Origin of the sequence: Nostoc sp. (assembly GCF_036916975.1) — a bacterium.
Taxonomy (GTDB): Bacteria; Cyanobacteriota; Cyanobacteriia; order Cyanobacteriales; family Nostocaceae; genus Nostoc.
On record NZ_JBALFF010000020.1, the window covers coordinates 25,539 to 49,981 of the forward strand.

Genomic DNA, 24,443 nt, shown 5'->3' on the forward strand with positions numbered 1-24,443 from the left:
GAATACTTGAAGCGCACAGCAGTCTAATATAGCGGCAAAATCATCGACTCCCTCTCAACTAATTATTCAACACAAGGAAAACTATCATGTCTACGACATTGGCATCATTCGTATCGGGTCAAAGCTATACCGTTCAACCAGGTGATTTTCTCTCTGCGATCGCTCAGAAATTTTATGGAGATGGAAGCGAAGCATTTTGGCGAAAGATATACGAGGTAAACAAAGCCGTCATCGGAACCGATCCAAGCCGTATTGAAGTTGGCATGGTTTTGGTTATCCCTCCCAAAGACTCAAGCGGCGTTCCCCCATCACCTAATAATGATGTTGCTAACCGAATGCTGGAACTAGTCAACCAACAGAGGAGTGAAGCGGGTTTAGCCGCGCTTAGACTCAATTCTCAGTTGACGAATGCTGCTCAGGGACACAGCCAAGATATGGCAGACCACAACTTCATGGCGCACAACGGTTCGGATGGATCATCGCCTTTTGATCGTATAAAACGAGCGGGTTATGGTTACTCGTTTGCAGGAGAAAACGTTGCAGCAGGACAATCAACGCCTGAAGATGCAATGTCAATTTGGATGAATGAAACGCCTCCCAATGACGGACATCGGCAAAATATTCTCAGTCCCAATTATCACGAAATTGGCATTGGGTATGCTTTCAGCGATGGGACTCAGTTCAAACACTACTGGACTCAGGATTTTGGTACACACCAGTAAGTTGATAACAATTTACGCATTCACCCATTCAAACATTTTAGGACTTACGCATCAAGTACGAAATGTAGGGGCAATTCATGAATTGCCCCTACGAGAAATCAAGGCTTTCAGTGCCTTGAAAGCGTAAGTCTTAAAAGAAATGCAAAAATTGGGAAAAGGGCGGGCTACTTGCCCGCCCTAAACCATTTATTTAATTGATACTACTTTACGGGTGCTTGAGTAGCAGTCTTACCAACTAGCATTGCAGTATTTTCGTCGCTTTCGAGAATACCGAATTCAATCAACAATTCTTCTAACTCTTCCATTTCAATGGGGGTAGGAACGGCGAGTTTGTCGTTGTCGATGATCTTTTTAGCTAGTATGCGATATTCGTTACTTTGATTGCTATCAGGTGCATACTCGTTAACAGTCATCCGGCGCAATTCTGCGTGTTGTACAATGTTGTCACGAGGTACGTAGTGAATCATTTGGGTGTTCAAACGTTTTGCCAAGGTTTCGATTAAATCGATTTCCCGGTCAACGTTACGGCTGTTACAAATCAAACCACCCAAACGCACACCGCCAGTGTGAGCATATTTGAGAACACCACGAGCGATGTTGTTAGCTGCATACATCGCCATCATTTCACCAGAGGTAACGATGTAGATTTCTTGTGCTTTGCCTTCACGGATAGGCATAGCAAAACCACCGCACACAACGTCACCCAAAACGTCATAACTTACAAAATCAACATCTTTGTAAGCACCGTTTTCTTCTAAGAAGTTAATAGCGGTGATAATACCACGACCAGCGCAACCCACACCAGGCTCAGGTCCGCCAGATTCCACACATCGGACATCCCGGTAACCGGTCAGCATTACTTCTTCGAGTTCAATATCTTCTACAGCGCCGCGTTCAGCAGCTAATTGAAGAACGCTTGTTTGAGCTTTACTGTGTAGCATCAAACGGGTAGAGTCAGCTTTAGGATCGCAACCAACAATTAAAATGCGTTGACCCATTTCAGCCATAGCTGCAAGGGTATTTTGAGAGGTGGTAGATTTACCAATACCGCCTTTACCATAGAAAGCTATTTGTCTAATTTTTGGGTCAGTCATGGTTGTGTTTCCTAGAATGATTTAATTGATGGGTCGTAAGCTTGATGTAGTTGTTCACCCTTGGTGTCGTAGGGAAGTAGAGCCTGTTGTCGCTAGACATCGCATCCTGACAAAAGCAGTTAAAATCAGAACATATTTACCCACGAAGCGATAGCTTAAGGTATAGAGAAATCTCTATTTCTTAATAACGAAGTCTTTAAAACTTTGACTTCAACATTGTCAGTTGTTGTAACAGAATCCCAAATGGTTGCTCAAGCCTGAAGAGTGGTTGCAGCAGGAATTAAAATCAACGCAGATTTATTCCCTGAACCACACAACCAACCAAATTGCAATCCACTCTAAATGGTCGCTGCAACTTCTCTGATTTTGCTGATGTCAAGTCGCTAAGAACTTCTATAGCGCTTCTCGTTTCGTGATTGATGCAGTAGGATAAGTTTCAGCCCTAAAGGTGGCTGCTACAGGTGCAATACCAGGGCTATTTCATTCTCATCTAGTCCGCCTCAGAATGAATTCACCAGGCGTATAGCGAAAGTCGTCTTTAGACGACTAAGACTCATGTTTTAGTCCGTTTTAACGGACTTTAGCTATTAGACCTGAACTTTAGTTCTGGGCGGTTTATGTCTAGAACGAAATAGCCCTGGGTGCAATACTATAATGAATGCTTGCACAGGCAACCTCTAAGACTCTGACTTAGATATAGCGGTTCTCGAATGGATGCAATACACTTTGATATCACTTGCATTCCTCTCTTCGTTTAAGGAGAGAGGCTTTGAATCTTGCTCCCCAACGCTAGCTCTTAAGGAGCTATTCTTGTTAGGTCTGTATTGGACTCAAGCGAGAAGCGCTATAATATCTTGGTGACTTTTGACAGTATGGTTAAATTCCTAAAAATTGGGGAACAACACCATATTGCTTGAAGTTTTTGTTCCAAAAGTCAGCAACTGCTTCAACTTAATTCCCGGTCGAAAATGTTTGCTCCCGCAAGAATAAGTTCGTAAATATTCTGTATTTCTATGGATTTGTCAGGCTGTACTAAGAGTCTTTCTTCCCAGACTCCAAGAGTAATCGCCTTTAGTGGGTAATGCTCTAGCTAGGTTAGCCAACTCTTATTGGCTCATACCCAGATAAATTTTGATTGACTTCAAGTTGTTACAAAGGCTACTATCCTACTCAATCTAGTTTTAGATTTTAGTTACAAAAAGATGTAGCGAAGTGAAGTGGACTTACCAGAGCAAAAAAACTTTATTGAGCTTGCCTCAAAGTTTCTTGAAGTCTTTTGTGCTTTTCCTTTTTTGATTCCTATAAAAACCATAACATACATCTCACTAATTTATTTGTCGAATCTCAAATTATTTATCTATTTGTCAGAACACTATGATTAGGATCTTTAGTAGCCATAAGTTACGCGTTAATAGGTTGCCAGTTAGAGAAATTATTTATCATAGCTAATTTGTTTAATTAGATACTTTTGGGTATTTTATAAAAGTATTTAAAGCTAATGTTTGACAACAAAAACAAAGTTTCTTATTTTTGCAATCAAAAATTTTGTCATAAAAGTAGATTAAATAACTCTTGCGATCGCACCAAGCACTCAACCCAGGCGATCGCAATCATAGTAAAGTTAAGCAAGGTGAATTATCAAAAATAATCATCTTTTAAATCAATAGCTCGAAGATCGGGGTGGGGTTCTTTTATTATGGGTAATGTGGCGGACATGATATTACTTAGTGTTCTTGTCTTGTTGGCCGAATCAGGATTTCGTTGACATTAACGCGCGACGGTTGGGTAACGGCGTAAACGATCGCAGCAGCAATGTCTTCGCTTTGCAGAGGTGTAATTGCCTTGCGTCGTTCTTCTATCTTTTGTTTGGCAACGGTATCAGTAATGTGGCTGTCAATTTCCGTATCCACCAAACCTGGTTCGATAATGGTGACGCGGATGTTGTCCTTGTGGACTTCTTGGCGCAATGCTTCGGAGAGGGCATTGACACCCCATTTGGTAGCATTATAAACACCAACGCCCGCCCGCGCTGTCCGGCCAGCCACTGAGGAGATATTGACTATATGCCCCGATTTTTGCGCTTTCAAAATGGGCAAAACAGCATGAGTAGCATATAGCAGTCCTAGTACGTTGAGGTCAAACGATCGCCGCCAGTCTGAGCTATTCCCAGCTTCAATAGTTCCTAGTAAGGCAATCCCTGCATTATTCACAAGGATATCAACCCTTCCCAATTCTGCATTTGCCTTTGCCACCAAGTTATTTACCTGGGTTTCGTCAGTCACATCAGTAACAATAGGCAATGCCTTGCCACCACTAGCTTCGATACGTTCTGTCAATGCCTGAATGCGATCGCCACGCCTAGCAGCCAGCACTACTGTTGCTCCAACTGAAGCTAAGGCGATCGCAGTTGCTTCTCCAATTCCGGCTGAAGCCCCAGTGATAATTGCTACTTTTTCCTCTAATTTCCCTGACATTTATCTAACTCCTTAATAATTGAATATTCGGCATTGGACATTCTCAAATCGGTAAGACTGGCTTTTCTACTTGTCATATATTTGGTACAGTACTTACATACTTTGAACTCCAGACTCTTTCGACTATATTAACGATAATGTTTAATAAATTACGGTAACCGGATAGGGTTATTGTATTTACGCTAGTTAGCAAACTATTTATTCAGGAAGTCCCTAGAGTTATTACCCAGACGTTCCTGGTTCAATCCGCGCCCTAAGCTGAAGTTGGACGAGTTTATCAGCGTTTCGCTAGGTTTCAATTATTTTACCGTCAACAATCCAATGAAAGAACATAGCCGTGAACGTTTGCTCTCGGCTATAACTAAATATTCCAAGAAAACTTTCCTGCATCCATATTTTAGAGATTAGTATATAATATTATGCCTAAAATTACTGTTTGCATTCCTACTTTTAATCGTGTTCATCTGCTTCCTTATGCGATTGAGAGTGTACTCAATCAGTCTGAGCAAGACTTTGAGCTAATTGTTTGTGATGACGGTTCTAGCGATCGCACACCGGAGCTAATGTCACAGTATACAGACCACCGGATTAAATATATCCGTCATCTGCAAAATATTGGTAAAAGTAATAATATGCGCTCTGGCTTTGATGCTGCCGGTGGTGAATATTTTATTAAATTTGATGATGATGATCGGCTAACACCCGATTTTCTCGCAAGTACCGCAGCTATTCTTACTCAAGAGCCTAGCATTGATTTTGTTGGTACAGACCATTGGATAATTGATATTAATAATGTGCGGGATGAGGTAAAAACTCAAGAAAATTCTCATCGCTGGGGTAGAAAGAATTTAGCAACAGGTATTGTGGATAATTTGCTGGAAGTTGTATTTATTCAACAAAGCTTTCAAGTTGGGGCGACATTATTTCGCCGTAAAACATTGCAAGAATTAGGATATATGCAGCCAAATCTGCAAAATTGTGAGGATAATGATTTATTTGTGCGTCTAGCTTTGGCTGGGAAAAAGGGCTATTACTTACCAGAGTTATTGATGGAATATCGCTCCCATGCAGAGCAGCAAGGTATTAATCGAGCTATTCCTTATTTATATGATAAAATCCGGTATTTAGAAAGTTATAAATTTGAGTCTGAAAAGATAGAGATAGTTAGGAAAAATCGTCTAGCTGAAACGCAATTATTATTAGGTTTGCGTTTAATCGAAAAGGGTGAAACACAAAAAGGCCGAGAACTAGTTTTAGCGGGACAGTCTTTTTCGACTGCTAAAGCTTGGACTGGTTTAGGATTATCTTTGTTACCAGTTGGGTTGCGAGGTAAGGCGTTTAATGCATTGCGACAGATGCGGGGTTAGACAGGAAAACTGCTAAGAGTTTGGTAAATCTACTTATTTTGTGGAATAGTTGGGGTAGGTTGGTAAGTTGGGTTGGATCTGAGTTGACTAATCACGAAGAATGTACCAAGAGTTAAGGCTATAGATAGGACTGCGATCGCTAAAGAGTTATTCTTCCAAAAGCTCAGTTTTCCTTGTGTATAAGCCCTATTGGCTATATTCACTTCCCGCCTAGCTTCTTCTAAAATTCATTGGAGAGGGTTTATCTGCTCATTTTCTAGTTCTATAAATCTATATTGTCTAAAATGATGACGAAAAGAAATGTGATGCAAAGTCAAAATTTTTTTGAGACTAATTAAGATTTTAAATTATTATTTATTGCTGTAATTAGTTTATCCTTATTCATTTTTGAATAGCCCGCTATTTTCTGTTGCTTTGCCCTCTCTCTAAGCTGTGGAACTGTCAGCTTTTTAAGTTTCGTCTCTTCTTGTTTATCGTTTAAAATCATTTCAATTTTTTTTACCGATTCAGCTAATTCAGTAATCTGAGCAGTAAGACTTTCTAAGTTTTCTATTACGTCGTTGTTACCGAACTCTCTTTTCCTGATTAATTCAATTTGTTTTTGGAGAACTTCTTCATTATCTGGATCAATAACGAATGCTCCAATATACTCACCCTTTTGAGGATCTATTTCTTTTGCTCTAGCAGCAGCGTAGTATTCAAAGTGTCCATCAACAACCTCGTATGACTGTGCATTAATTATACGAAGAATTAATGGATTGATAATTCCTTCAACTTTCAAAATTAACTCTGCTGTCTGCGTCAATTTATCTTCTGAAAATTGTGAGCGCAGAACAGGAGAAGATATTTTTTTTACAGCTATAAATGAATTAGATAGTTTCATTAAGGCATTCCTATTTTTTGTAAAACTTCTATTGCTAATAATTCCATTTCTTGAGCAGAAGTAGAATTTGGTTTAAAATCAAGCACAGACCTGGGATCAGGTATTTCCATATTGCCTATAATTTTAACTTGTTCGCCGCATTTTGCTAGATCCTCTCTTTCATATATGACACTATCCATCACATTCAAGCCATAGCGTTTTGTAATCTGTTCTATACGTTTTGGTAAAGTAGATTGGATAAATTTAGCATTAGTTGAAATTTTGCAAGGAAGAACACCAAGTATTCCAATAGGTGCTTTACTGATATATTTTCTAAACTTATCTGTTCGCTTGATAAACTCCTTTACATTCAATAGCCCTTGATTGGCAAAAGGTTTTAAATCAGAAGGAATAAGTAAATAGTCAGCTGTTATTAAGGCAATTTCAGAAAACAGATCAATTGCAGGAGGTGTGTCAAGTATGACAATATCATAATCATGTTCTATCACATTTAATTTTCCAATCAACATCATTTTACTGTCAGGCTGTTGACTAAGTTCTGATTCATACTTCATTAAATTAATGTGAGAAGGAACAACATCAATCTCTGGTTGACTAAATAGCGATTTTCTAGCAACCTCTTTTATAGGAAAAGAGTCTTCTGATAGCAAAACATGACTAATATTAGAATCTTTTAAATCATCTAGCTCTTCATCATCAAATCTAATTAATCCTGTTGCCAACGTAGTATTAGCTTGACTATCTAAATCAATTATTAATACCCTCTTTCCCTTCTTTCTTAAGGCAGCTGCCAAGTTAACGGTAACAGTTGTTTTACCAACGCCGCCTTTATTGTGGTAGATTGCAATCGTTTTCATTGAATGTGGCCTCTTTATTTCAAGATTTAAATTATGTTTATTTATTTGAACTTCTGGTTTATCTATTACCTGCCCTTCTTTCAGGCTGTCTCTACCAATTAAACCTTTAATTTTATCTAACTTAGTCTCAACTTCTTTCCCATAACATTGAAATACTAGTTGAATATCAGTCTGTAATTTTTGATAAATTCTAATCTCTTTACCATTAGTTAGCAATCCATACCTGACATTCAAGCTGGTTAAATAATGCCTGAGTCGAGGGACATGATGATTTAAGTTTTGTTTGGGATGCTTTGCCTCCATGACGACACTCAACGGCGAATTGGCATCTAAGACAAAGGGAATCACTTGTGCAGCAAATGCTAAAAAATCTAAGCGGATGCTACCAACGGCAACCTCTTGATGCCAGGTGTCAGGAGTATAACCTAGCTGCGGTAGCAAATATTGCACTATGAGTTTGCTTTCAACTTCGCTTTCGTTACGGCATATCTCAGGATTAAAAGGCAATATTTTTCTACCTCAAAATAATTATTGAACTTTGAACAAAACCTCATATTTGATAGATTATGGCATAGCCTTAATTATGTTGAGTGATAGAAATCACTTAGAAAAACATAAATAATCATCATTAAATTAGTACTTTTACAGATATAATAACCAATTCTGAGAGCTAGCCATATTCAAAATTAACAGGCTAGGTATGTATTTCTCCATTACTCCAGTAAATGGCTAGAATCAAAGAGTTTACTTAAGCTATTTGCGCTAAAGGTTTTGGCTACTGTATCTTGTCCCCACTGCCATCAACTCGTTGATAGTCAAGCTATTAGTTGTCCTTATTGTCGGACAACACTTAAAGCTTACGGTCATCCCGGTATTCCATTGCACCGCGCCACCGGGGGCGGGTATCTGTGCGACACCTGCACTTATCACGCTGATGATACTTGCAATTTTCCTCAACGTCCCTACGCCAAAGAGTGTACCCTGTACCAAAATATTGAAGAGACAAAGTTAGAGTTGCAACAGCAGCGTTACACTAACAGTTTTGCAATAACTGTAAAAAGTTGGGTAAAACGCAATCAGTCTTTGCTGTTGCTTTTGGGTTTATTATTGGTCTGTTTGTTGTTCGTTATATTAAGGTCTTGATTTATGTTTAGTGGGGAGTGGGGAATATAACGCTTCTGTGTTGAGTCTAATACAGACCTATAGCGGTTTCCCATTCAGATGCGGTACAACATTATATCGCCAGGTGTAGGGGCAAGTCTTAGACAAGCCCCTACGGATGTACCTCACATAAACGAGAATCGCTATAAATAGTTACGATTTTATATTTAAATTGTCTCCCTAGCTAAATTGGAATTGATCATGTAAGTAGGTAGACGTAATTAAACATACGAAAAAACCTCACCCTCAATCCCTCTCCTTATTAAGGAGAGGGAAGCCGGAGGCAGGGTGAGGTTTCATCCAAAATCGCCACTATAGGGAATGGTCAAAAATAACAAACCATGCCCAATCCCTAATCTTCAGGCTGTGATGATTTTGGATGTTTCCGCAATCTTCAAACTGTGGTGATTTTGGATGCTTCTGCAATAGGTTCAACTTGTATCGGTGGCGCTTTTTCTTCAAAGGCGGCTAAGTCGAACCAAAAAGTGGTGCCAATACCAACTTCACTCACTAAATGGACTTTGCTACGATGTCTATCAATGATATTTCTGACAATCGATAAACCTAAACCCGTGCCTTCTAGGGTGTGAACTCGGTTTTCTACGCGGAAGAAGCGCTCAAAAATTGAGTGTTGATCTTCTGTGGCGATGCCAATTCCAGTATCGGAAATTTCAATCCGCACTGGATAAGATTGGGTGTGACTGGGTTTAAAATCTAGTTGGTAGGCGCGGATTGCCACTTTACCACCGGCTGTGGTGAATTTAAGGGCATTACCAATTAGGTTACCAAAGACTTGTACTAACAGATCGTAATTACCCATTACCAGGGGCAAATTAGGAGCAACTTCTTGAACAAGTTCAACACCTTTATCTTTAGCATTGAGTTGGTAAGTACGCAGGGTTTGCTCGATCGCTTGAGCTAAATCCACGCCATCGAAGCTGTAGTTGCGACCAGATTCGAGTTTTGATAAATCCAAAACATCGTTAACTAGGCGGGTTAGGCGATCGGTTTCATGGTTGACTGTTTGCAGAAACTCTTGCCGTTCTTGTAAAGCTAAGTCTTCGCCGTAGTCGTGCAGGGTTTCAATATAAGTTTTGATGTTGAATAGAGGCGTTCGCAGTTCGTGAGAAACGTTGCTGATAAATTGGCTTTTTGCATCGTTTAATTCCACCTCACGGGTTATATCTTGGACGGTAATTGCAATGCCTTTGATGCTTTCCCTTTGGACGTTGAGTACTGTTGTCAAAAGAATTCGGATCGTTCGCGGGATGGGTTGGTTAATAAAAATTCGGAATTCGGCGCTTTCGCATTCGCCTGCTGCCATTTCGTACAAAGGGCGAGTGATTTCCATTTGTACCGATGGGGGTAAATGATGTAACACGTTCTGACCGACCACATTAGCATTTTCCCAGCCAAAAATTCGCTCTGCTGTGGGGTTAGCTAAAATCACCTGCATGTTGTTATCAATTAACACAGCACCATCTGCGATCGTCGAAACTAGGGTTTGTAGCTTGGCTTTTTCTGCGGTCAGTTCTTCAATATTCTGTTCTTCATAGCGCTCTAATCGCTCTCCCATTTCATTAAAGCTTAAAATTAACTCCCCCAGTTCGCCCCCTAAAGGTAAATCAATGCGCTGCTTAAAATTCCCGGTAGCAATTTGCTTTACCCCCACCAACAATTCTTTAATGGGCTTGGTGATGGTCAAGGCGTTAATTACTCCTGCCAAAATCACCATTACCCAAATCGTGATAAAAACGGCAATGGTGACATCGCGGGTAAAATTGGTGGAAATGACAGCAGTCTGATTGGGGTTGATACCGATCGCTAATACACCTAAGTATTTTTTATTGACGATCAGGGGAATAAATACATCGGTGACTATTCCATCTGGGGTTATATGTTGTCGCACCATCGGCTTTTCCCCATCACCAGGGTAATCTTCTGGGAGTTGGATTCGCCGTTTAATCGTGAGGGAGTTTTCTACCTCCGCTTCCCAAAAAGGAATGCCAAAAAACATTTCCCCGTTTTCGTCAGCGTAAAGCATATAACGCACACTAGAGGTGCTGCTGTAGAAGCGTTGAGAAAATTGGGCAACCTCAGTCAGATTATTCTCAGCAACTAAGGGCGCAACGTTGGCAGCAAGCAGCAGTCCCAAGTCACGCCCGAAGCGGGTGTCATTGATCCGCGCATCCTGCTGTATTGTATTCACAGCCCAGAAGGTTAGGCCACTCATCACCAATGAAACTACCATTGTGGCTACAGCCAATAATTTGGTCTGGAGTGTGAACTCTGACCACCAAGTAGCGATCGCATGTCGAATTGTTTTTAACAGACTTAGCATCTTAAATAAAGTTGTTAATAGTCTTTGTTATAAAGCCTAACAACTAAAAAATTAACAGTTAATTTTACAAACATGTTAGGAGATGGGGAATGGGGAATGCGAGACCCCACGGAGTGGGGATTAGGGGCATGGGGCATGGGGAATAACTCCTGACTCTGGCAATTTGGGATTTTAGATTTTAGATTTCTCCTTCAATCCAAAATCCAAAATTCAAAATCTAAAATTCAATGACTCCTAACTCTATACCCAATATCTTTCCGGTAATATATCCCCTCAAACTGAATATATTTGATACCTGTGTATGCTTGGGCGATCGCTTCCTCAAAATTTTCTCCGATTCCAGTCACATTTAATACTCGACCCCCATCTGTTACTACTTCTTCTTGCTGGTTCAATTTCGTACCTGCATGAAATACGGTTGCTCCGGTTACCTCCGCCTCACCAATGCCAGTAATAACCTGGCCTTTCTTATATTCTCCCGGATAACCACCTGAAGCTGCAACGACAGTCGCAGATGCTCCCGCTTTCCAAACAATGGGAGGCAATTCACTCAATCGCTGCTGTACACAAGCTAGAAGCAACTCTTCTAGGGGTGTTTCTAACAGTGGTAAAATCACCTGGGTTTCTGGATCGCCAAAGCGACAGTTAAATTCTAAAACCTTGAAATCGCCATCGGGTGCAATCATTAACCCAGCATATAGTACACCTCGGTAATCAATGCCTTTAGCTCGTAATGTAGCGATCGCTCTTTCTAATACTTCGGTTTGAATCCGTGCCATCAACTCTGGCGTAGCAATGGGGGCTGGGCTGTATGCTCCCATACCACCAGTATTTTCTCCCATATCGCCGTCACCAATCCGCTTATGGTCTTGAGCCGGCAGCAAAGGTCTAATTGTTAACCCATCGGTTAACGCTAAAACTGATACCTCTTGCCCAATCAAACATTCTTCAATGACGACAAATTCGCCAGCACTGCCAAATTGTCCTTGAAAAATCGCATCAACGGCACTTTCAGCCTGTGCAACTGTTTCAGCCACCGTTACGCCCTTACCAGCCGCCAAGCCATCAGCTTTGACGACAATTGGCGCTCCCTGAGATTTGACGTAAGATTTGGCTGCTACTGCCTGCGTAAATACCGCAGCCCGTGCCGTCGGAATCCCTGCTTCTTGCATCAGGGCTTTTGCCCAAGCTTTACTCGCCTCAATTTGCGCTCCCGCTCTAACTGGGCCAAATACCATCAATCCTTTGTTTTGGAGGTAATCTGTGATTCCCTTTGCCAAAGGTACTTCTGGCCCAACTATCACCAGAGTGATACCATTTGAGAGAGCATATCGGCTCATTCTTTCAAAATCATCTACTGCTAGGGGCAAGTTATGGCAACGTTCCATACTTGCTGTGCCTCCATTCCCTGGTACACAGACAACTTGCTCAATTTGCTTGGATTGCAACAGTTTCCATGCTAGAGCGTGTTCGCGCCCTCCATTACCTACAACTAAAACTTTCACTGCTTTCCTCGTGCGTTCCTTGCGAAACGAGAATGCCTTAACGCTCTCGCGGATCAATTTTTTCATCAATTCTCACACTTATGCAAGCCCCTTTATGACTAAAAAGGCAGGGGGATGAGGGAGCAGGAATTTTATAAGTTGGCAAGTTATCTCGCTTTCTCTGCAAGGCGAAAGAAATATAGCTATTGAATTTTTTACTAGACCTCTTGCACGAATGCAAAACTAGCCCTCATCCCCCAACCCCGAATCCCAAAATTGAGAGAACGGGAGATAATTTCAAAGTCCCTCTCCCAAGTTTGGGAGAGGGATTTAGGGCGAGGGCTTTTGATTCATGCAAGAAGTCTACTGTATTTATTTTTAAAATTCAAGTTGATGAATTAGTATAATTATAAATTTTATTGATTGCAGTAAGTAAATAAATATACTGAAATTATTTCAAGCAAAGGATAAATTTAAGTATTTATGATGAGTTTTGTAAGCCTTTTTAATAATTAAGTAAAAAAAATCTCTTTAGGTAATGACGATTATTGCTTACAAGTATTAACCTGTGAATATGGAGATTAATGAAAATATCAAAAAATAGGCAACATGGCTAAAATTATTGTTACTGGATGTGCTGGCTTTATTGGTTCTCATCTTGCAGAAACATTGCTGCAACAAGGAGAAGAAGTGATCGGGATTGATGAATTTAATGATTACTACGATCCGATGTTAAAGCGGAAGAATATTGCACACTTACATCAATCACCTGGCTTTACATTAATTGAAGGAGATATGCAGTTTTTAGATTGGCAAAAACTCCTAAAAGATGTTGATATAGTTTACCATCAAGCGGCACAAGCAGGTGTTAGAGCAAGTTGGGGTAAAGCTTTTCGAGGTTATACAGAACGAAATATTAACGCTACACAAGTTTTGCTAGAAGCAGCTAAGGATGCTAAACACCTGAAAAGGTTAGTCTTTGCCTCATCATCTAGTATATATGGTGATGCCGAAACATTACCGACCCATGAGAGAATTTGCCCTCAACCAGTTTCTCCTTACGGCATTACGAAACTAGCAGCAGAGTTTTTATGTGAACTATATCACAAAAACTTTGGCGTACCTTGTGTGACATTGCGTTATTTTACAGTTTATGGGCCTAAACAGCGCCCAGATATGGCATTTAATAAGTTCTTTAAATCGATTTTGCAAGATGAGGCGATTCCAATTTACGGCGATGGACAGCAAACGCGAGAGTTTACGTTTGTTAGTGATATTATCGCCGCCAATTTAGCCGCAGCGATCGCACCTGAAGCAGTGGGAGAAATCTTTAATATCGGTGGCGGTAGCAGGGTGGTTTTAGCAGAAGTCTTAAATACAATTGAAGAAATTGTTGGGAAACCAATCAAAAGAAACCACATAGAAAAAGCGATGGGAGATGCCCGCCACACTGCTGCTGATGTATCTAAAGCGCAGAAAATTCTCGGATATCAGCCGCAAGTCTCCCTGAGAGAGGGTTTGATACAAGAATGGGAGTGGGTTAAATCTTTGTATTAACTATCTTTTTAATTTTGTTATGCAAAGCGTACTGATAAAAATTTTGCTATTACTTAGTAGTCAAAAGAACACTTTGGCGTACAGTACGCTTGGCTAGGCGTAGCCCGTCGTAGACAACTCCAGCTTTCTCTTAGCTCATTATGCTCATTAGTTATCTAGAGACCAAACTCTAAGGTTTTTATATTGGTACTGGGCTGATTTACCACTTATTCCACCCCCTGCTGTAAAAAAAACAGATCCTTTATTCGTTAACTCTGAAACATCAATGGTTTCAATGTACATATCATTTACAAAAAATTTAGCTTTCTTATTATTTACAGTTAAACGTAATTTATTTGAGCTTTTATCTGAAAGATTAAGATTTGATAATTTTCCGTTTAAAGAGATATTAGGTGAATTGAAACCCCATGTTTTGTTATTTGAATCAACCCATGCATCTAACCCTTTGCGCTTAGGATCATTAAGACCAGGAGTTGTATTATCTATAAACGCAAAACCATAAGTCCAATTATCCATTATTGTACCATCATAGGGGTTATCAAATTGGGCTTCAACAATAAAATTACGAAGGTCTACCTTTGTTATAGGTTTAACTAGTACTCCGCCTCTGCTGTGTTCTCCTATATTCCCCTCAATCTCAGACTGAACAAGTTGGGCTTTCTGTGTTAGTTCCTGATCCTGGTCTAATTGAGATGGCTGTTTAAAATGTTTATAAGTTGGATATCCTGCTAACCCAATTAAAAGAATTGCACCAAATGCAAGTAGTTTTTTATTAAAATTACCGATTTTGGTAAACAATGATTCAGGTTTTGATTTATCTGGATTAGCGACAGTTGGTATTGGATGATTTTGTGTTTCCTGATTACAATTACAATTGAGTTTTTCTACAATCTTTTTTAAGATAGATATACGATTGCTATATACTGATTTATTGAAGATAGGAAGTAATTTATCGCAACAAAGCTTACATAGATTTTCTTGATAGCCATATCGATTTAAACAGTCAATTAGCTCTGTACAAAATGTATCATCCGAAGTACCGATGATAAACGAGACTTCCTGAGGGTTGATGCCAAGGTCTCTACATATTTGTTTTCTTGACTCTTGGGTCTCGATCATTACGAGCATTAGTTTTGTTAATTCTTTTATATCATCTTCGTCCAAAAGGAATTGCGTTGACATACTTGTTACTCCTAGATACTACTTACAATTAAGTTTTGAGTTTTGATTTAATATTTTCCAAATCAGTTGCGTACTTCCCTCTTTTAAACACAACTTCAAGTTCGGAGCAGATTTTCCCAAGAGCTTGTTTATCATCTGTATTATGCAAATAGTCAATTAGCTGTAAGGCAAAGTCAGCATCGGTTGATTGTGTTAAAAATCCAAGTTGATTTGGTTCAATTCCAATTCTTATACAAAGTGCTTTTCGTGCCGAATATTCTGCACGTCCACTACGTATCAGGAGTTTTGTAAGTATTTCTTTGTCAGAGTCGTTTAGTTCTTCAGGTGCAGGTTTGTTCGTGACTGGAGGCTGTTCTTCAATAGAAACCGTCTTTTCAATATTTGGCTTTTTCTTTAGAATCGGGGTGAGTTGCTCTGGAATACCTGCTAACCGAATTGCCGCGCAACCTAATTTGTGGGCAAACTCAACAGATCGTCCTGCTCCTAAAGCATCGTAAAAACCCACAGCAAATTCAATTGCTGCTTTATCACAGGCGATCGCACCGTTCCAAGGAACTAATGGCCCAGCCCAAAATCGCCCTACTGCTGTCTCGCGCCAATAAATCCTCATCCCGGCTACCTCTAATAAGCCAAGATAAACCCACATTTCGGCTATTGTAATTCCTCCAAAAATGCTGGGGGAAGTGCGCGATCGTCCTTGAAAGATGGCATAACGAATCAAAAATACCCCCGTTCCCAATCCCACTAAACGGTTAACTCCAATGGGAAGAGGAATCGCAGCCATTAATAAACAACTACTCCAAGCCCAGTGAATATGGGCAATTCCTCTCAATTCTTGAGGAGTCAGGCGTAAGTAGTTTACAAGCGTTGGCGACAGAATGCGGTAAGCATACATAATACTTGCACCAAGGGCAGACATGGCAATCAATCCATCACCTAAAGCTCCTTTTGAAGCTTGTAACATTTGATAGAACAAAAGTTCATAAGCAGAAATGGATACGCCAATGATTCCTAAGTACAGCAGGGGTTTAAAGTCTTCGCGCCGTCGCCCTACGCCAATGATAATTAAAGCTACACCCAAGGAATACAAACCTGTCCACTCGGTGAAGGTGTTCACCCGCAGTAATACACTGAATGCACCATAAATTAATGGTAAAATGTGAAAACTGCTAGGAAGTCTTTCTAACTGATGTCGTCGTCGCCACCACTCGCCGAGAAGTTGAGCGATTAAACCTAAAGCGATATTTGCGATTGGCAAGCCACGCTCCGCGATCGCTATCCTAACAGTTGATTGTTCCCCAAATCCCAGCGCTTGGGCAATCAACAATTCCAAAGACCAACCGATGCCATAAAATGCCCAATTTGTTGGTTGTCGCCAACTGCGATAAACAATGGCTGTGAAGATGATTGCAGTGGCAGCTAAATACAAAAATCCTGAAGTAATAAACCCTGAATAAATCAGTATTGAGTGTAGCGTTAAGCTAAACAACTCAAAACCACACAATGCGATCGCCCATTTATCACTGGCGGCTGCATATATAATTGCTAATTCGTTACCGCGTTGATTCAAAATTGTCCGCGTTAACCATAAAATTAGGATTGCGATCGCTCCGACGACAAACCAACCTGGTAGCGAGAGGCGAGGTAAACCAGGTACGCCTGTCCACAGCAGCGCTACAATGAAACTTAAAAGAAATCCTTCTGTAATTACCGCAGATATTTGGTTTCGCAAATAGCGCGTATTTGCAAACATCAACCCTGTACCTACGGCTAAACCGATTAATCTGGTTTCTGGTAGCTGTAAAGTTAGTAGCTGGGCAGTTCCCACAGCCAATACACTCAAGTAACGGCTAGTCAGGCGACGCTCTATAATTGTGACATTAGCAACACCCGTAAGAGCTATAGGCGTAACTAGCCATAACACTCCCCAATGAGCTTGTCCAGATGATTCTGCATTCATCCACAATAGAAAAAAGCTAGCGGCGGCTAGTGCTAAACCGAGATACCATGCACTACGTCGCCACAAACCTTCACTAAGGCTAAATCCCCATTCTGCAACCATCAGAGCTAATAAAATACTTGCCCAGACTTGGTGATTTAGGGTTGGTAATAACCAATTAATGGTAAAACAAAAAGTCAGCACTCCCATGATGTGGGTTAGATATATCAGGGGAAGGGATGCGGGGGATCGGCGTTGAGTAACGAATGCAAGGGTGATTGTGGAAAATAACAGATTTAGCGATCGCAATGCCGGATTTCTTATAGCGATCGTTGTTAAAAAAGTTCCAAATAACAGGGTGAGCAGTTCCCCAAATTTAGCCAAGTCTTGTTTTTGGCTACGATGGAGGTTATCTGTGAGCGCCACCATCAAAATTATGTATGGAAATAAAGCTACACCCAGCAACGCCCAAGGTTGATTTTGAGAATTGGTGAGTTGAGTAGCAGTTGACTTCGCTAATTTCTGTAAATTATCAGGTACTAATCGCCAACCTAACCAAATCGTCTGTAACCCAATGACGAAAACTGCTGCAAAGTCTAATTTTAAACTGTACTGCCGCAGACGACTTGCCACAAACCACAAACCCAAAGCACTTACAGCTATTGCTTGCCAAGGATGATTTACTACCGAAACCAGCCAACCAAGGAAGAGTAGAATAGCACCAAGGCTTTCCCAGAGTAAGAGGGATGAGGGAGATGAAGAGAATATTACTTTTGCTTCCCCTGCCCCCTGCGCCCTGCCCCCTGCCCCCTGCCTCCCCTGCTGTGCTAACCAAGTTACTAGAGCGCCGCAAATACCAATAGCTAACCCTAACTGTGTGACATCTACCCGAACAAGAAAAATCGCCCGAACTAGCAGCACTATCAAAGCATAAATAATTACAGTGGCAGGTAAACTAATACTTAATCGGCGGCGTAGGCGTAGCCCGTCGTAGACATCGCGCCGATCTTCCTCACTGATAGAATTAGGCTGATGGTAATTGTGATAAACAGTAATAAGAGTTGTGCCGATTGTTGCCAGATAAACGGCAATCAAGGGAAATCCTTTTAATTGCCAACCCCAATGCAGATAACTCAGCCCCAGAATATTTATTAAAGGTAATTTATCGGTAAGTAAATTGGGAAAAATACTGCGATTTTTGGAGAGTAAAACAGTTATAGCAGTTAGGGTAGGACAGGCGATCGCAACTACAATCCAATCCAATCCAAAGGATTTTGCCACAACCGAAAGCTATCCATTGCCCAAAAGTTTACTGGCACTAACAGCATGGTGACAATCAGCAAAGTTTGAGCCGTCAATCTAAGGTTGCTTTGCCTAGTTGCCCAAAAGCTTAATCCCCAGAAAATCAAAGTATAAGCAAATAAAACTCCATACTGTCCAGAAGCAGGAAACCTCTCCCACTGACTCGCAGCCAGTACCCCAGAGGACACGACTACCAAGAATACCCCTAGAAAAAGCAGCCAACGCACACTCAGTTCTGCCCCCAATGACTGCAACATTGTGCTGATAAAGTTGGGTTTAGCTGGTTTTTGCTGCGGTTGTCTACCACTACTAGATTGTAAAGCTGCTATGGGCAACTCCTGCACGGCATCGGAAGTTACAAAAGCTACCTTTGTTTCAGCTTCCGGCTGGGGTTGCAACACTACCGTACACACCAGAAATTCTCGGCATAGCTGCCTAACTTGGGTATCGGATATCAAACCTAAGCGCAGCCATATTTCTAGTCCTTCTAATAAATGAGGATGTGAAGAGGGCAGTCTTATTTCAAATTTTAGCGGGCGCTCAACGGGCGATGACATAAGTGGCAACAGTATAAGTATATACTTAACCTTGCATTTAATTAAAGTATATTTTGGCTCTAATTGTGCCACTTATTAGGCTAATTGATATTAATTTTTAACCTACGCCAAAAATGAGGGGGATGAGGGGGATAAGGGAGATGAGGGGGATGAGGGAGATGAGGGGGATAGATAACTCCAAACTCCAAACTCCCAACTCCCAACTCCCAACTCCTAACTCCTAACTCCTAACTCCTAACTCCCCAACGACTTTTGCCACCTGATCTACTTATTACCAGCTTCGAGTAATAGAATTAAGAACGAAGCCTTAGTAAAGTCTTCAACTATCAAAAGATAGAAGCTCTAGTAACAGATTTTACCGAATGTCAGTAAATCGAGAATCTGTATCTCAAATAAGCTTGTAGCATATAAAACGCTTGTAAGATTTTTATGACTTCCCGTATTCGCTTTTTGATGTGTCCTCCTGACCACTACGATGTAGACTATGTGATTAATCCTTGGATGGAAGGGAATATTCACAAGTCATCGCGCGATCGCGCCGTGGAACAGTGGCAAGGACTACACCAGATCCTTAAACAACACGCCATTGTAGACTTAGTACCACCGGAAAAAGGTTGGCCAGATTTGGTTTTTACCGCTAACGCTGGCTTAGTACTAGGGGATAATGTCGTCCTCAGTCGCTTTCTGCACAAAGAACGTCAGGGAGAGGAGCCTTTCTTCAAACAATGGTTTGAGGCAAATGGTTATACAGTTAATGAACTTCCCAAAGATTTGCCCTTTGAAGGAGCAGGGGACGCACTCCTAGATCGAGAAGGACGCTGGTTATGGGCGGGATACGGTTTCCGCTCGGAATTAGATTCTCACCCTTATTTAGCTAAATGGCTGGATATTGAGGTGCTATCCCTGCGACTCATAGACGAACGTTTTTATCACTTAGATACCTGTTTTTGTCCCCTAGCAAATGGCTATTTGCTATACTATCCAGGCGCTTTTGATTCTTACTCGAACCGTTTAATTGAAATGCGAGTCGCACCGGAAAAGCGAATCGCACTTGAAGAGGCTGATGCAGTCAACTTCGCTTGTAATGCGGTGAATGTAGATAGCATCGTCATCATGAACAAGGCGAGTCATGCTTTGAAAACCCGCCTAGCAGATGCAGGTTTCCAAGTGCTGGAAACACCGCTTACCGAATTTCTCAAAGCTGGTGGTGCAGCTAAATGCTTAACTTTGCGGGTAACAGAACCAGTTAGAGATGAAATTCATGCCAATGTCTCGGTAGAAAGCCGTGTAATTCGCATGGAAGGACACTTGCTCGATGCTGGCTTAATTAACCGCGCTTTGGATTTGATTATAGACGCTGGGGGAAGTTTCAAAGTCCTGAATTTTAACTTGGGAGAACAGCGCCAAAGTACCTCAGCAGCTGAAGTGAGAGTATCAGCACCATCCCATGAGGTGATGGAAGAAATCATCTCAATGTTAATTGATTTGGGTGCTGTAGATTTACCCCATGATGAGCGAGACGCTAAACTCGAGCCGGTAATTCAAGATGGCGTTGCGCCCGATGATTTCTACGTTAGTACAATTTATCCTACCGAAATCCGAATTGATGGTCAGTGGGTAAAGGTGGAAAATCAACGGATGGATGGCGCGATCGCAATTACTCAAACTGCCAATAGCTTCGTTGCTCGGTGTAAAATACTACGAGATTTAAAAGTTGGCGAACAGGTAATTGTAGACGTGTTAGGTATCCGCACCATCCGCAAAACTGAATCGCGGGAACTACGCAGCACCCAAGAATTCAGCTTTATGTCGGCGGGTGTTTCTAGCGAACGGCGCGTAGAATTGGTGGTTGAGCAAGTGGCTTGGGAATTGCGGAAAATCCGTGATGCTGGTGGTAAGGTAGTTGTCACGGCAGGTCCAGTGGTAATTCACACTGGTGGCGGTGAACACTTGGCGCAACTGGTTCGGGAAGGTTACGTGCAAGCTTTGCTGGGTGGTAATGCGATCGCAGTTCACGACATCGAGCAAAATATCATGGGTACTTCTTTGGGTGTAGACATGAAACGGGGTGTCGCCGTGCATGGTGGACACCGCCATCACCTAAAGGTAATTAATAGTATCCGCCGTTATGGCAGCATTCCCAAAGCTGTGGAGGCGGGAGCAATTAAAAGTGGGGTGATGTATGAGTGTGTCCACAATAATGTGCCTTTTGTACTTGCGGGATCGATTCGGGATGACGGTCCTTTGCCTGATACCCTAATGGATTTGATTCAAGCACAGGAGGAATATGCTAAACACTTAGAAGGTGCGGAGATGATTTTGATGCTGTCATCGATGCTGCACTCCATTGGCGTGGGAAATATGACTCCGGCTGGGGTGAAAATGGTGTGTGTGGATATTAATCCAGCTGTGGTGACTAAGTTAAGCGATCGCGGTTCTGTTGAATCGGTGGGTGTGGTGACAGATGTGGGTTTATTCTTGAGTCTGTTGATTCAGCAGTTGGATAAGTTGACAAGTCCTTATGTTAATAAGGTAGGTTAAACTAATTCGTAATTCGTAATTCGTAATTCGTAATTCGTAATTCAGTTTTGTAATGGGGATTTAACCCCAATCGCATTACCTGCTTTTTTATTGAACCGGGGGAAACCCACGGACATCTGTTAAGAAGACGAACCGCAGAGGCGCAGAGGGCGCAGAGAAAGGGAGATGACAAGAGTAGCTTTGGGTGAATTGCAGGTTAATTGGGTAAGTTGGATTGCTGATTTCTTGTTGGTAGGTATGGTTTTTGGCCCGCCTATCGCTCCCTTTTTGGCTGCGTCTGAAGTGTGGTTGCTTCCTGGGATTGCGGATATCATTTATTTCATGGGTAATCATGTCTGTCCGCAACCAGATATGGGGTTAGATTTAGCACCACCGTTTATTATGGCTGTGTGTATGCGCTGCTACGGCACTGTCACGGGTTTGCTGATTACTCGTGTGTTATATGGAGTAACTGGTGGCAAAGGTTTTTACTGGTTGAATCAGTATGGGTGGGGTGGTGTAGCCCTAGCCAGTGTGCTGATGATGGCTTATCCTTTGGAATTAGCAGCACAGATTTTTGGTTTGTGGAGTTTTAATAACTATCTGGTTACGCCTTTTGGGTTAATTACGGGTTTGGCATGGGGATTCTTTACTATGCCGATTTTGCATGGGTGGCGGGGTGCCAAAACCAGCTTGCATGAATTCTAGAATTAGAAACTGCGTCTACACAGATAATATCAAATCCGTTAAAGTAGACGTTGCATGATATATAGCGATTCTCACGCATGGTACAACACAGTCATAACCTCACCCCGTATTTGAGGCGTGCAAACAATCCCTTCTCCAAAGCATCGGCTACGGTGGACAACACAAGTGTTGTCCACATACGTTTCAACTCTTTTACGCACATTGAGGTTTAAAAATAAACTTCATGCAAACGAGAACCGCTATAAGGATGAGTTTTACGTTAGATTTTTTACACAGCTAAAACCCATGCCAAAATTAATTGGCTTTGATTTGTTGCCCTGAGAAGTTGAATGTTCCTACAGGCGAGACATTATCTGATAACGGATTAGCATTTAGTTTGAAAAAACGCAGTGTGATAGTTCCTTGTACTGTCTGCGTTTGGGGATTAAAGCTGGCTTGATAGTCGGCTCGACCAATGCCACCTGTAGCTCCTGCACTTCCTGGAAAAGTAAAGTTAATATATCTGGCACTGACCCCAGTTTTGCTATTACACTTCCAAGTACCTTGTCCATTGGTAAAAGGATTAAATACCTTGGTAACACCACCTTGATTGGAGTCAATGACAAAAAAGTTACCTTCTTCGGTAAGTGTTATCACTCCACGAGATCCGATTGTCCCATCTGAATTGAAGATTTTTGTCAGGTAAGAACCGCTGACACTTTGGCTACAAGGTGCTGTATCATCAGTTTTTCGTACAGAGGAGTCGTCACCCCGAACAACATTAGGAGTGGCAAGCAGTGTACAAGCAAAAACAGAACTAAATAACAAAGTATTGCGAGACCAGATTTTATTCATGTTCTTTTAAAATTGATTACACAGATGTAATGATTTTACAGATATTTTCAGCTAAACATTTATAGAGATGTTGCAGTACAACATCTCTAGACAATGCAACACTTTTACTGAACCGTATTGACCTATAACATAAAGCACCTGTGCGCTTTGTCCGCAGAGGTGAGGCGATCGCGAAAATTTTGCTTAAATCATTGGGGTAATGAATTGTAGAGCGATCGCTTTGGTTAACGCATCGTAATAAGTGTCCTATTTTTGACTAGGGATCAATGACCTAGTGTAGTATAGGTTATTGATCCTATAATCTCACTAAGCTTGAGTTAAGAAAAATTTTAGGTTGGGTTAAGCAAAGTACAACCCAACAAAACCCCAAAAATGTTGGGTTTTGTTCCTCAACCAACCTACGCAATCTGGGGGCTGATTTACGCCAACGGGTTCTCCAAAGGAGTAGGCAATAGACTTCTCGTAAGTGATTTGCCGAACTTGATATCATTTCAGATCGTAGTGCGATCGCTCATTCATCACCAATACTACAAATACTTCTGCAACAATAACCCTAATTTTTCCTTCGTCGTCGCTGGTGCTTTATCTAACTGAGTCAAAATCGCATACTGCAACGCCGAATGCGCCTCACTCTGAGGTGGATTTTCACTTAAGCGTCGCACAGTTTCTTGAATCACCTTTTGAGCATTTACAGCATTCCGCAGCAAATTGCCAATCACCAATTCCACCGTCACACTGTCATGATCTGGATGCCAACAATCATAATCTGTCACCAGCGCTAAAGTTGAGTATGCAATTTCCGCTTCCCTGGCCAACTTTGCTTCTGGTAAATTCGTCATCCCAATGATTGTTGCACCCCAACTGCGGTAAAGATTCGATTCCGCTTTGGTAGAAAAAGCCGGGCCTTCCATGCACACATAAGTACCGCCGCGATGGAGAGTAACTTCTGGTAAATTGAGAGATGCGATCGCATCTGCCAAAACACTAGCTAAATTCTTACAAATCGGATCGCCAAAGGCAATGTGAGCAACAATTCCCTCCCCGAAAAACGTTGAAATCCGATTTTTCGTTCTGTCAATAAACTGATCTGGTACCACCATATCCAGTGGTTTCGCCTCTTCCTTCAAGGAACCTACAGCACTAGCTGAAATTAAATACTCCACACCCAATTGCTTCATCGCATAGATATTAGCGCGAAATGGTAACTCAGAGGGTAACAGCGTGTGATTGCGGCCATGACGCGCCAAAAAAGCTACTCGTGTACCATCCAATGTCCCCAAAATCAAAGCATCTGATGGTGAACCAAAGGGCGTTTGAACATGCACCTCTTCTACATCTTTGAGCGCGTCCATTTTATACAGACCACTGCCACCAATAATCCCAATCCTAGCTTGAGTCATGATTCTGAACCTGTTCTTTGCTGATCTGCTAAGTTATTTTACCGAAAAGGGGAGTAGCAGA

At 41.5% G+C, this 24,443-nt stretch carries 17 protein-coding genes and 1 pseudogene; 7 read left to right on the forward strand and 11 right to left on the reverse strand.

The genetic code is table 11. From position 1 onward, the window contains the following. The first annotated feature begins 86 nt into the window (after window positions 1-86). A complete protein-coding gene (locus V7K73_RS03915) occupies window positions 87-722 on the forward strand; it encodes a CAP domain-containing protein (RefSeq protein ID WP_334877322.1) in 636 nt (211 codons plus the stop codon). A 200-nt stretch (window positions 723-922) separates the two neighbouring features. On the opposite strand, the gene nifH is transcribed toward V7K73_RS03915, so the two are convergent. Continuing rightward, the gene (gene nifH / locus V7K73_RS03920; protein ID WP_334877324.1) at window positions 923-1,816 is read right to left on the reverse strand and encodes a nitrogenase iron protein; all 894 of its coding nucleotides are present in this window, start codon (window positions 1,814-1,816) and stop codon (window positions 923-925) included. A gap of 28 nt (window positions 1,817-1,844) precedes the next feature. Between nifH and V7K73_RS03925 the strand changes: the two genes are divergently transcribed. Next, complete coding sequence (locus V7K73_RS03925; protein WP_334877326.1) at window positions 1,845-1,970, forward strand: hypothetical protein; 126 nt, start codon at window positions 1,845-1,847, stop codon at window positions 1,968-1,970. A 1,570-nt stretch (window positions 1,971-3,540) separates the two neighbouring features. Here the strand turns inward: V7K73_RS03925 and V7K73_RS03930 are convergent. Beyond that, on the reverse strand, window positions 3,541-4,290 hold the full coding sequence (locus V7K73_RS03930; RefSeq protein WP_334877328.1) for an SDR family NAD(P)-dependent oxidoreductase: 750 nt from the start codon (window positions 4,288-4,290) through the stop codon (window positions 3,541-3,543). A 419-nt stretch (window positions 4,291-4,709) separates the two neighbouring features. Here V7K73_RS03930 and V7K73_RS03935 point away from each other — a divergent pair, with 419 nt between their 5' ends. Then, window positions 4,710-5,657, forward strand: coding sequence for a glycosyltransferase family 2 protein (locus tag V7K73_RS03935; RefSeq protein WP_334877330.1), 948 nt, complete (start codon window positions 4,710-4,712; stop codon window positions 5,655-5,657). 29 nt (window positions 5,658-5,686) lie between these two features. Here V7K73_RS03935 and V7K73_RS03940 read toward each other — a convergent pair whose 3' ends face one another. From V7K73_RS03940 to V7K73_RS03950, 3 genes are all read right to left on the reverse strand, one after another. Further along, on the reverse strand, window positions 5,687-5,860 hold the full coding sequence (locus tag V7K73_RS03940) for a hypothetical protein (protein ID WP_334877331.1): 174 nt from the start codon (window positions 5,858-5,860) through the stop codon (window positions 5,687-5,689). Window positions 5,861-5,991: 131 nt separating this feature from the next. Next, entirely contained in the window at window positions 5,992-6,540 is a 549-nt protein-coding gene (locus V7K73_RS03945; RefSeq protein ID WP_334877332.1) for a Rho termination factor N-terminal domain-containing protein, read from the reverse strand. Next, on the reverse strand, window positions 6,540-7,904 hold the full coding sequence (locus tag V7K73_RS03950; protein WP_334877334.1) for an AAA family ATPase: 1,365 nt from the start codon (window positions 7,902-7,904) through the stop codon (window positions 6,540-6,542). Before V7K73_RS03950 ends, V7K73_RS03945 begins: the two co-directional genes overlap by 1 nt. Window positions 7,905-8,168: 264 nt before the next feature. Between V7K73_RS03950 and V7K73_RS03955 the strand changes: the two genes are divergently transcribed. Next, complete coding sequence (locus tag V7K73_RS03955; protein WP_334877336.1) at window positions 8,169-8,540, forward strand: zinc ribbon domain-containing protein; 372 nt, start codon at window positions 8,169-8,171, stop codon at window positions 8,538-8,540. A gap of 412 nt (window positions 8,541-8,952) precedes the next feature. On the opposite strand, the gene nblS is transcribed toward V7K73_RS03955, so the two are convergent. Together nblS and purD are read right to left on the reverse strand one after the other, a co-directional pair. Then, a complete protein-coding gene (gene nblS / locus V7K73_RS03960) occupies window positions 8,953-10,899 on the reverse strand; it encodes a two-component system sensor histidine kinase NblS (RefSeq protein ID WP_334877337.1) in 1,947 nt (648 codons plus the stop codon). A gap of 224 nt (window positions 10,900-11,123) precedes the next feature. Continuing rightward, window positions 11,124-12,404: a phosphoribosylamine--glycine ligase gene (gene purD, locus V7K73_RS03965; RefSeq protein ID WP_334877380.1), complete on the reverse strand. Its 1,281-nt coding sequence runs from the start codon at window positions 12,402-12,404 to the stop codon at window positions 11,124-11,126. 588 nt (window positions 12,405-12,992) lie between these two features. On the opposite strand from purD, the gene V7K73_RS03970 reads away from it, so the two are divergent. Continuing rightward, window positions 12,993-13,940 (forward strand): NAD-dependent epimerase/dehydratase family protein, encoded by a 948-nt coding sequence (locus tag V7K73_RS03970; RefSeq protein WP_334877339.1) that lies wholly within the window; start codon window positions 12,993-12,995, stop codon window positions 13,938-13,940. A 147-nt stretch (window positions 13,941-14,087) separates the two neighbouring features. On the opposite strand, the gene V7K73_RS03975 is transcribed toward V7K73_RS03970, so the two are convergent. Together V7K73_RS03975 and V7K73_RS03980 are read right to left on the reverse strand one after the other, a co-directional pair. Further along, on the reverse strand, window positions 14,088-15,122 hold the full coding sequence (locus V7K73_RS03975; RefSeq protein WP_334877341.1) for a hypothetical protein: 1,035 nt from the start codon (window positions 15,120-15,122) through the stop codon (window positions 14,088-14,090). Between the two features lie 529 nt (window positions 15,123-15,651). Then, window positions 15,652-18,920, reverse strand: a pseudogene (locus V7K73_RS03980) (DUF2157 domain-containing protein); the annotation flags it as partial. Between the two features lie 429 nt (window positions 18,921-19,349). On the opposite strand from V7K73_RS03980, the gene argZ reads away from it, so the two are divergent. Next, window positions 19,350-21,461: a bifunctional arginine dihydrolase/ornithine cyclodeaminase gene (gene argZ / locus V7K73_RS03985; RefSeq protein WP_334877343.1), complete on the forward strand. Its 2,112-nt coding sequence runs from the start codon at window positions 19,350-19,352 to the stop codon at window positions 21,459-21,461. A gap of 165 nt (window positions 21,462-21,626) precedes the next feature. Then, entirely contained in the window at window positions 21,627-22,148 is a 522-nt protein-coding gene (locus V7K73_RS03990; RefSeq protein ID WP_334877345.1) for a DUF2085 domain-containing protein, read from the forward strand. Window positions 22,149-22,442: 294 nt separating this feature from the next. Here the strand turns inward: V7K73_RS03990 and V7K73_RS03995 are convergent, their stop codons facing one another. Both V7K73_RS03995 and V7K73_RS04000 read right to left on the reverse strand, forming a co-directional pair. Next, on the reverse strand, window positions 22,443-22,982 hold the full coding sequence (locus tag V7K73_RS03995) for a hypothetical protein (protein WP_334877347.1): 540 nt from the start codon (window positions 22,980-22,982) through the stop codon (window positions 22,443-22,445). A 527-nt stretch (window positions 22,983-23,509) separates the two neighbouring features. Continuing rightward, a complete protein-coding gene (locus V7K73_RS04000; RefSeq protein WP_334877349.1) occupies window positions 23,510-24,382 on the reverse strand; it encodes an S-methyl-5'-thioadenosine phosphorylase in 873 nt (290 codons plus the stop codon). Between the last annotated feature and the right edge of the window lie 61 nt (window positions 24,383-24,443).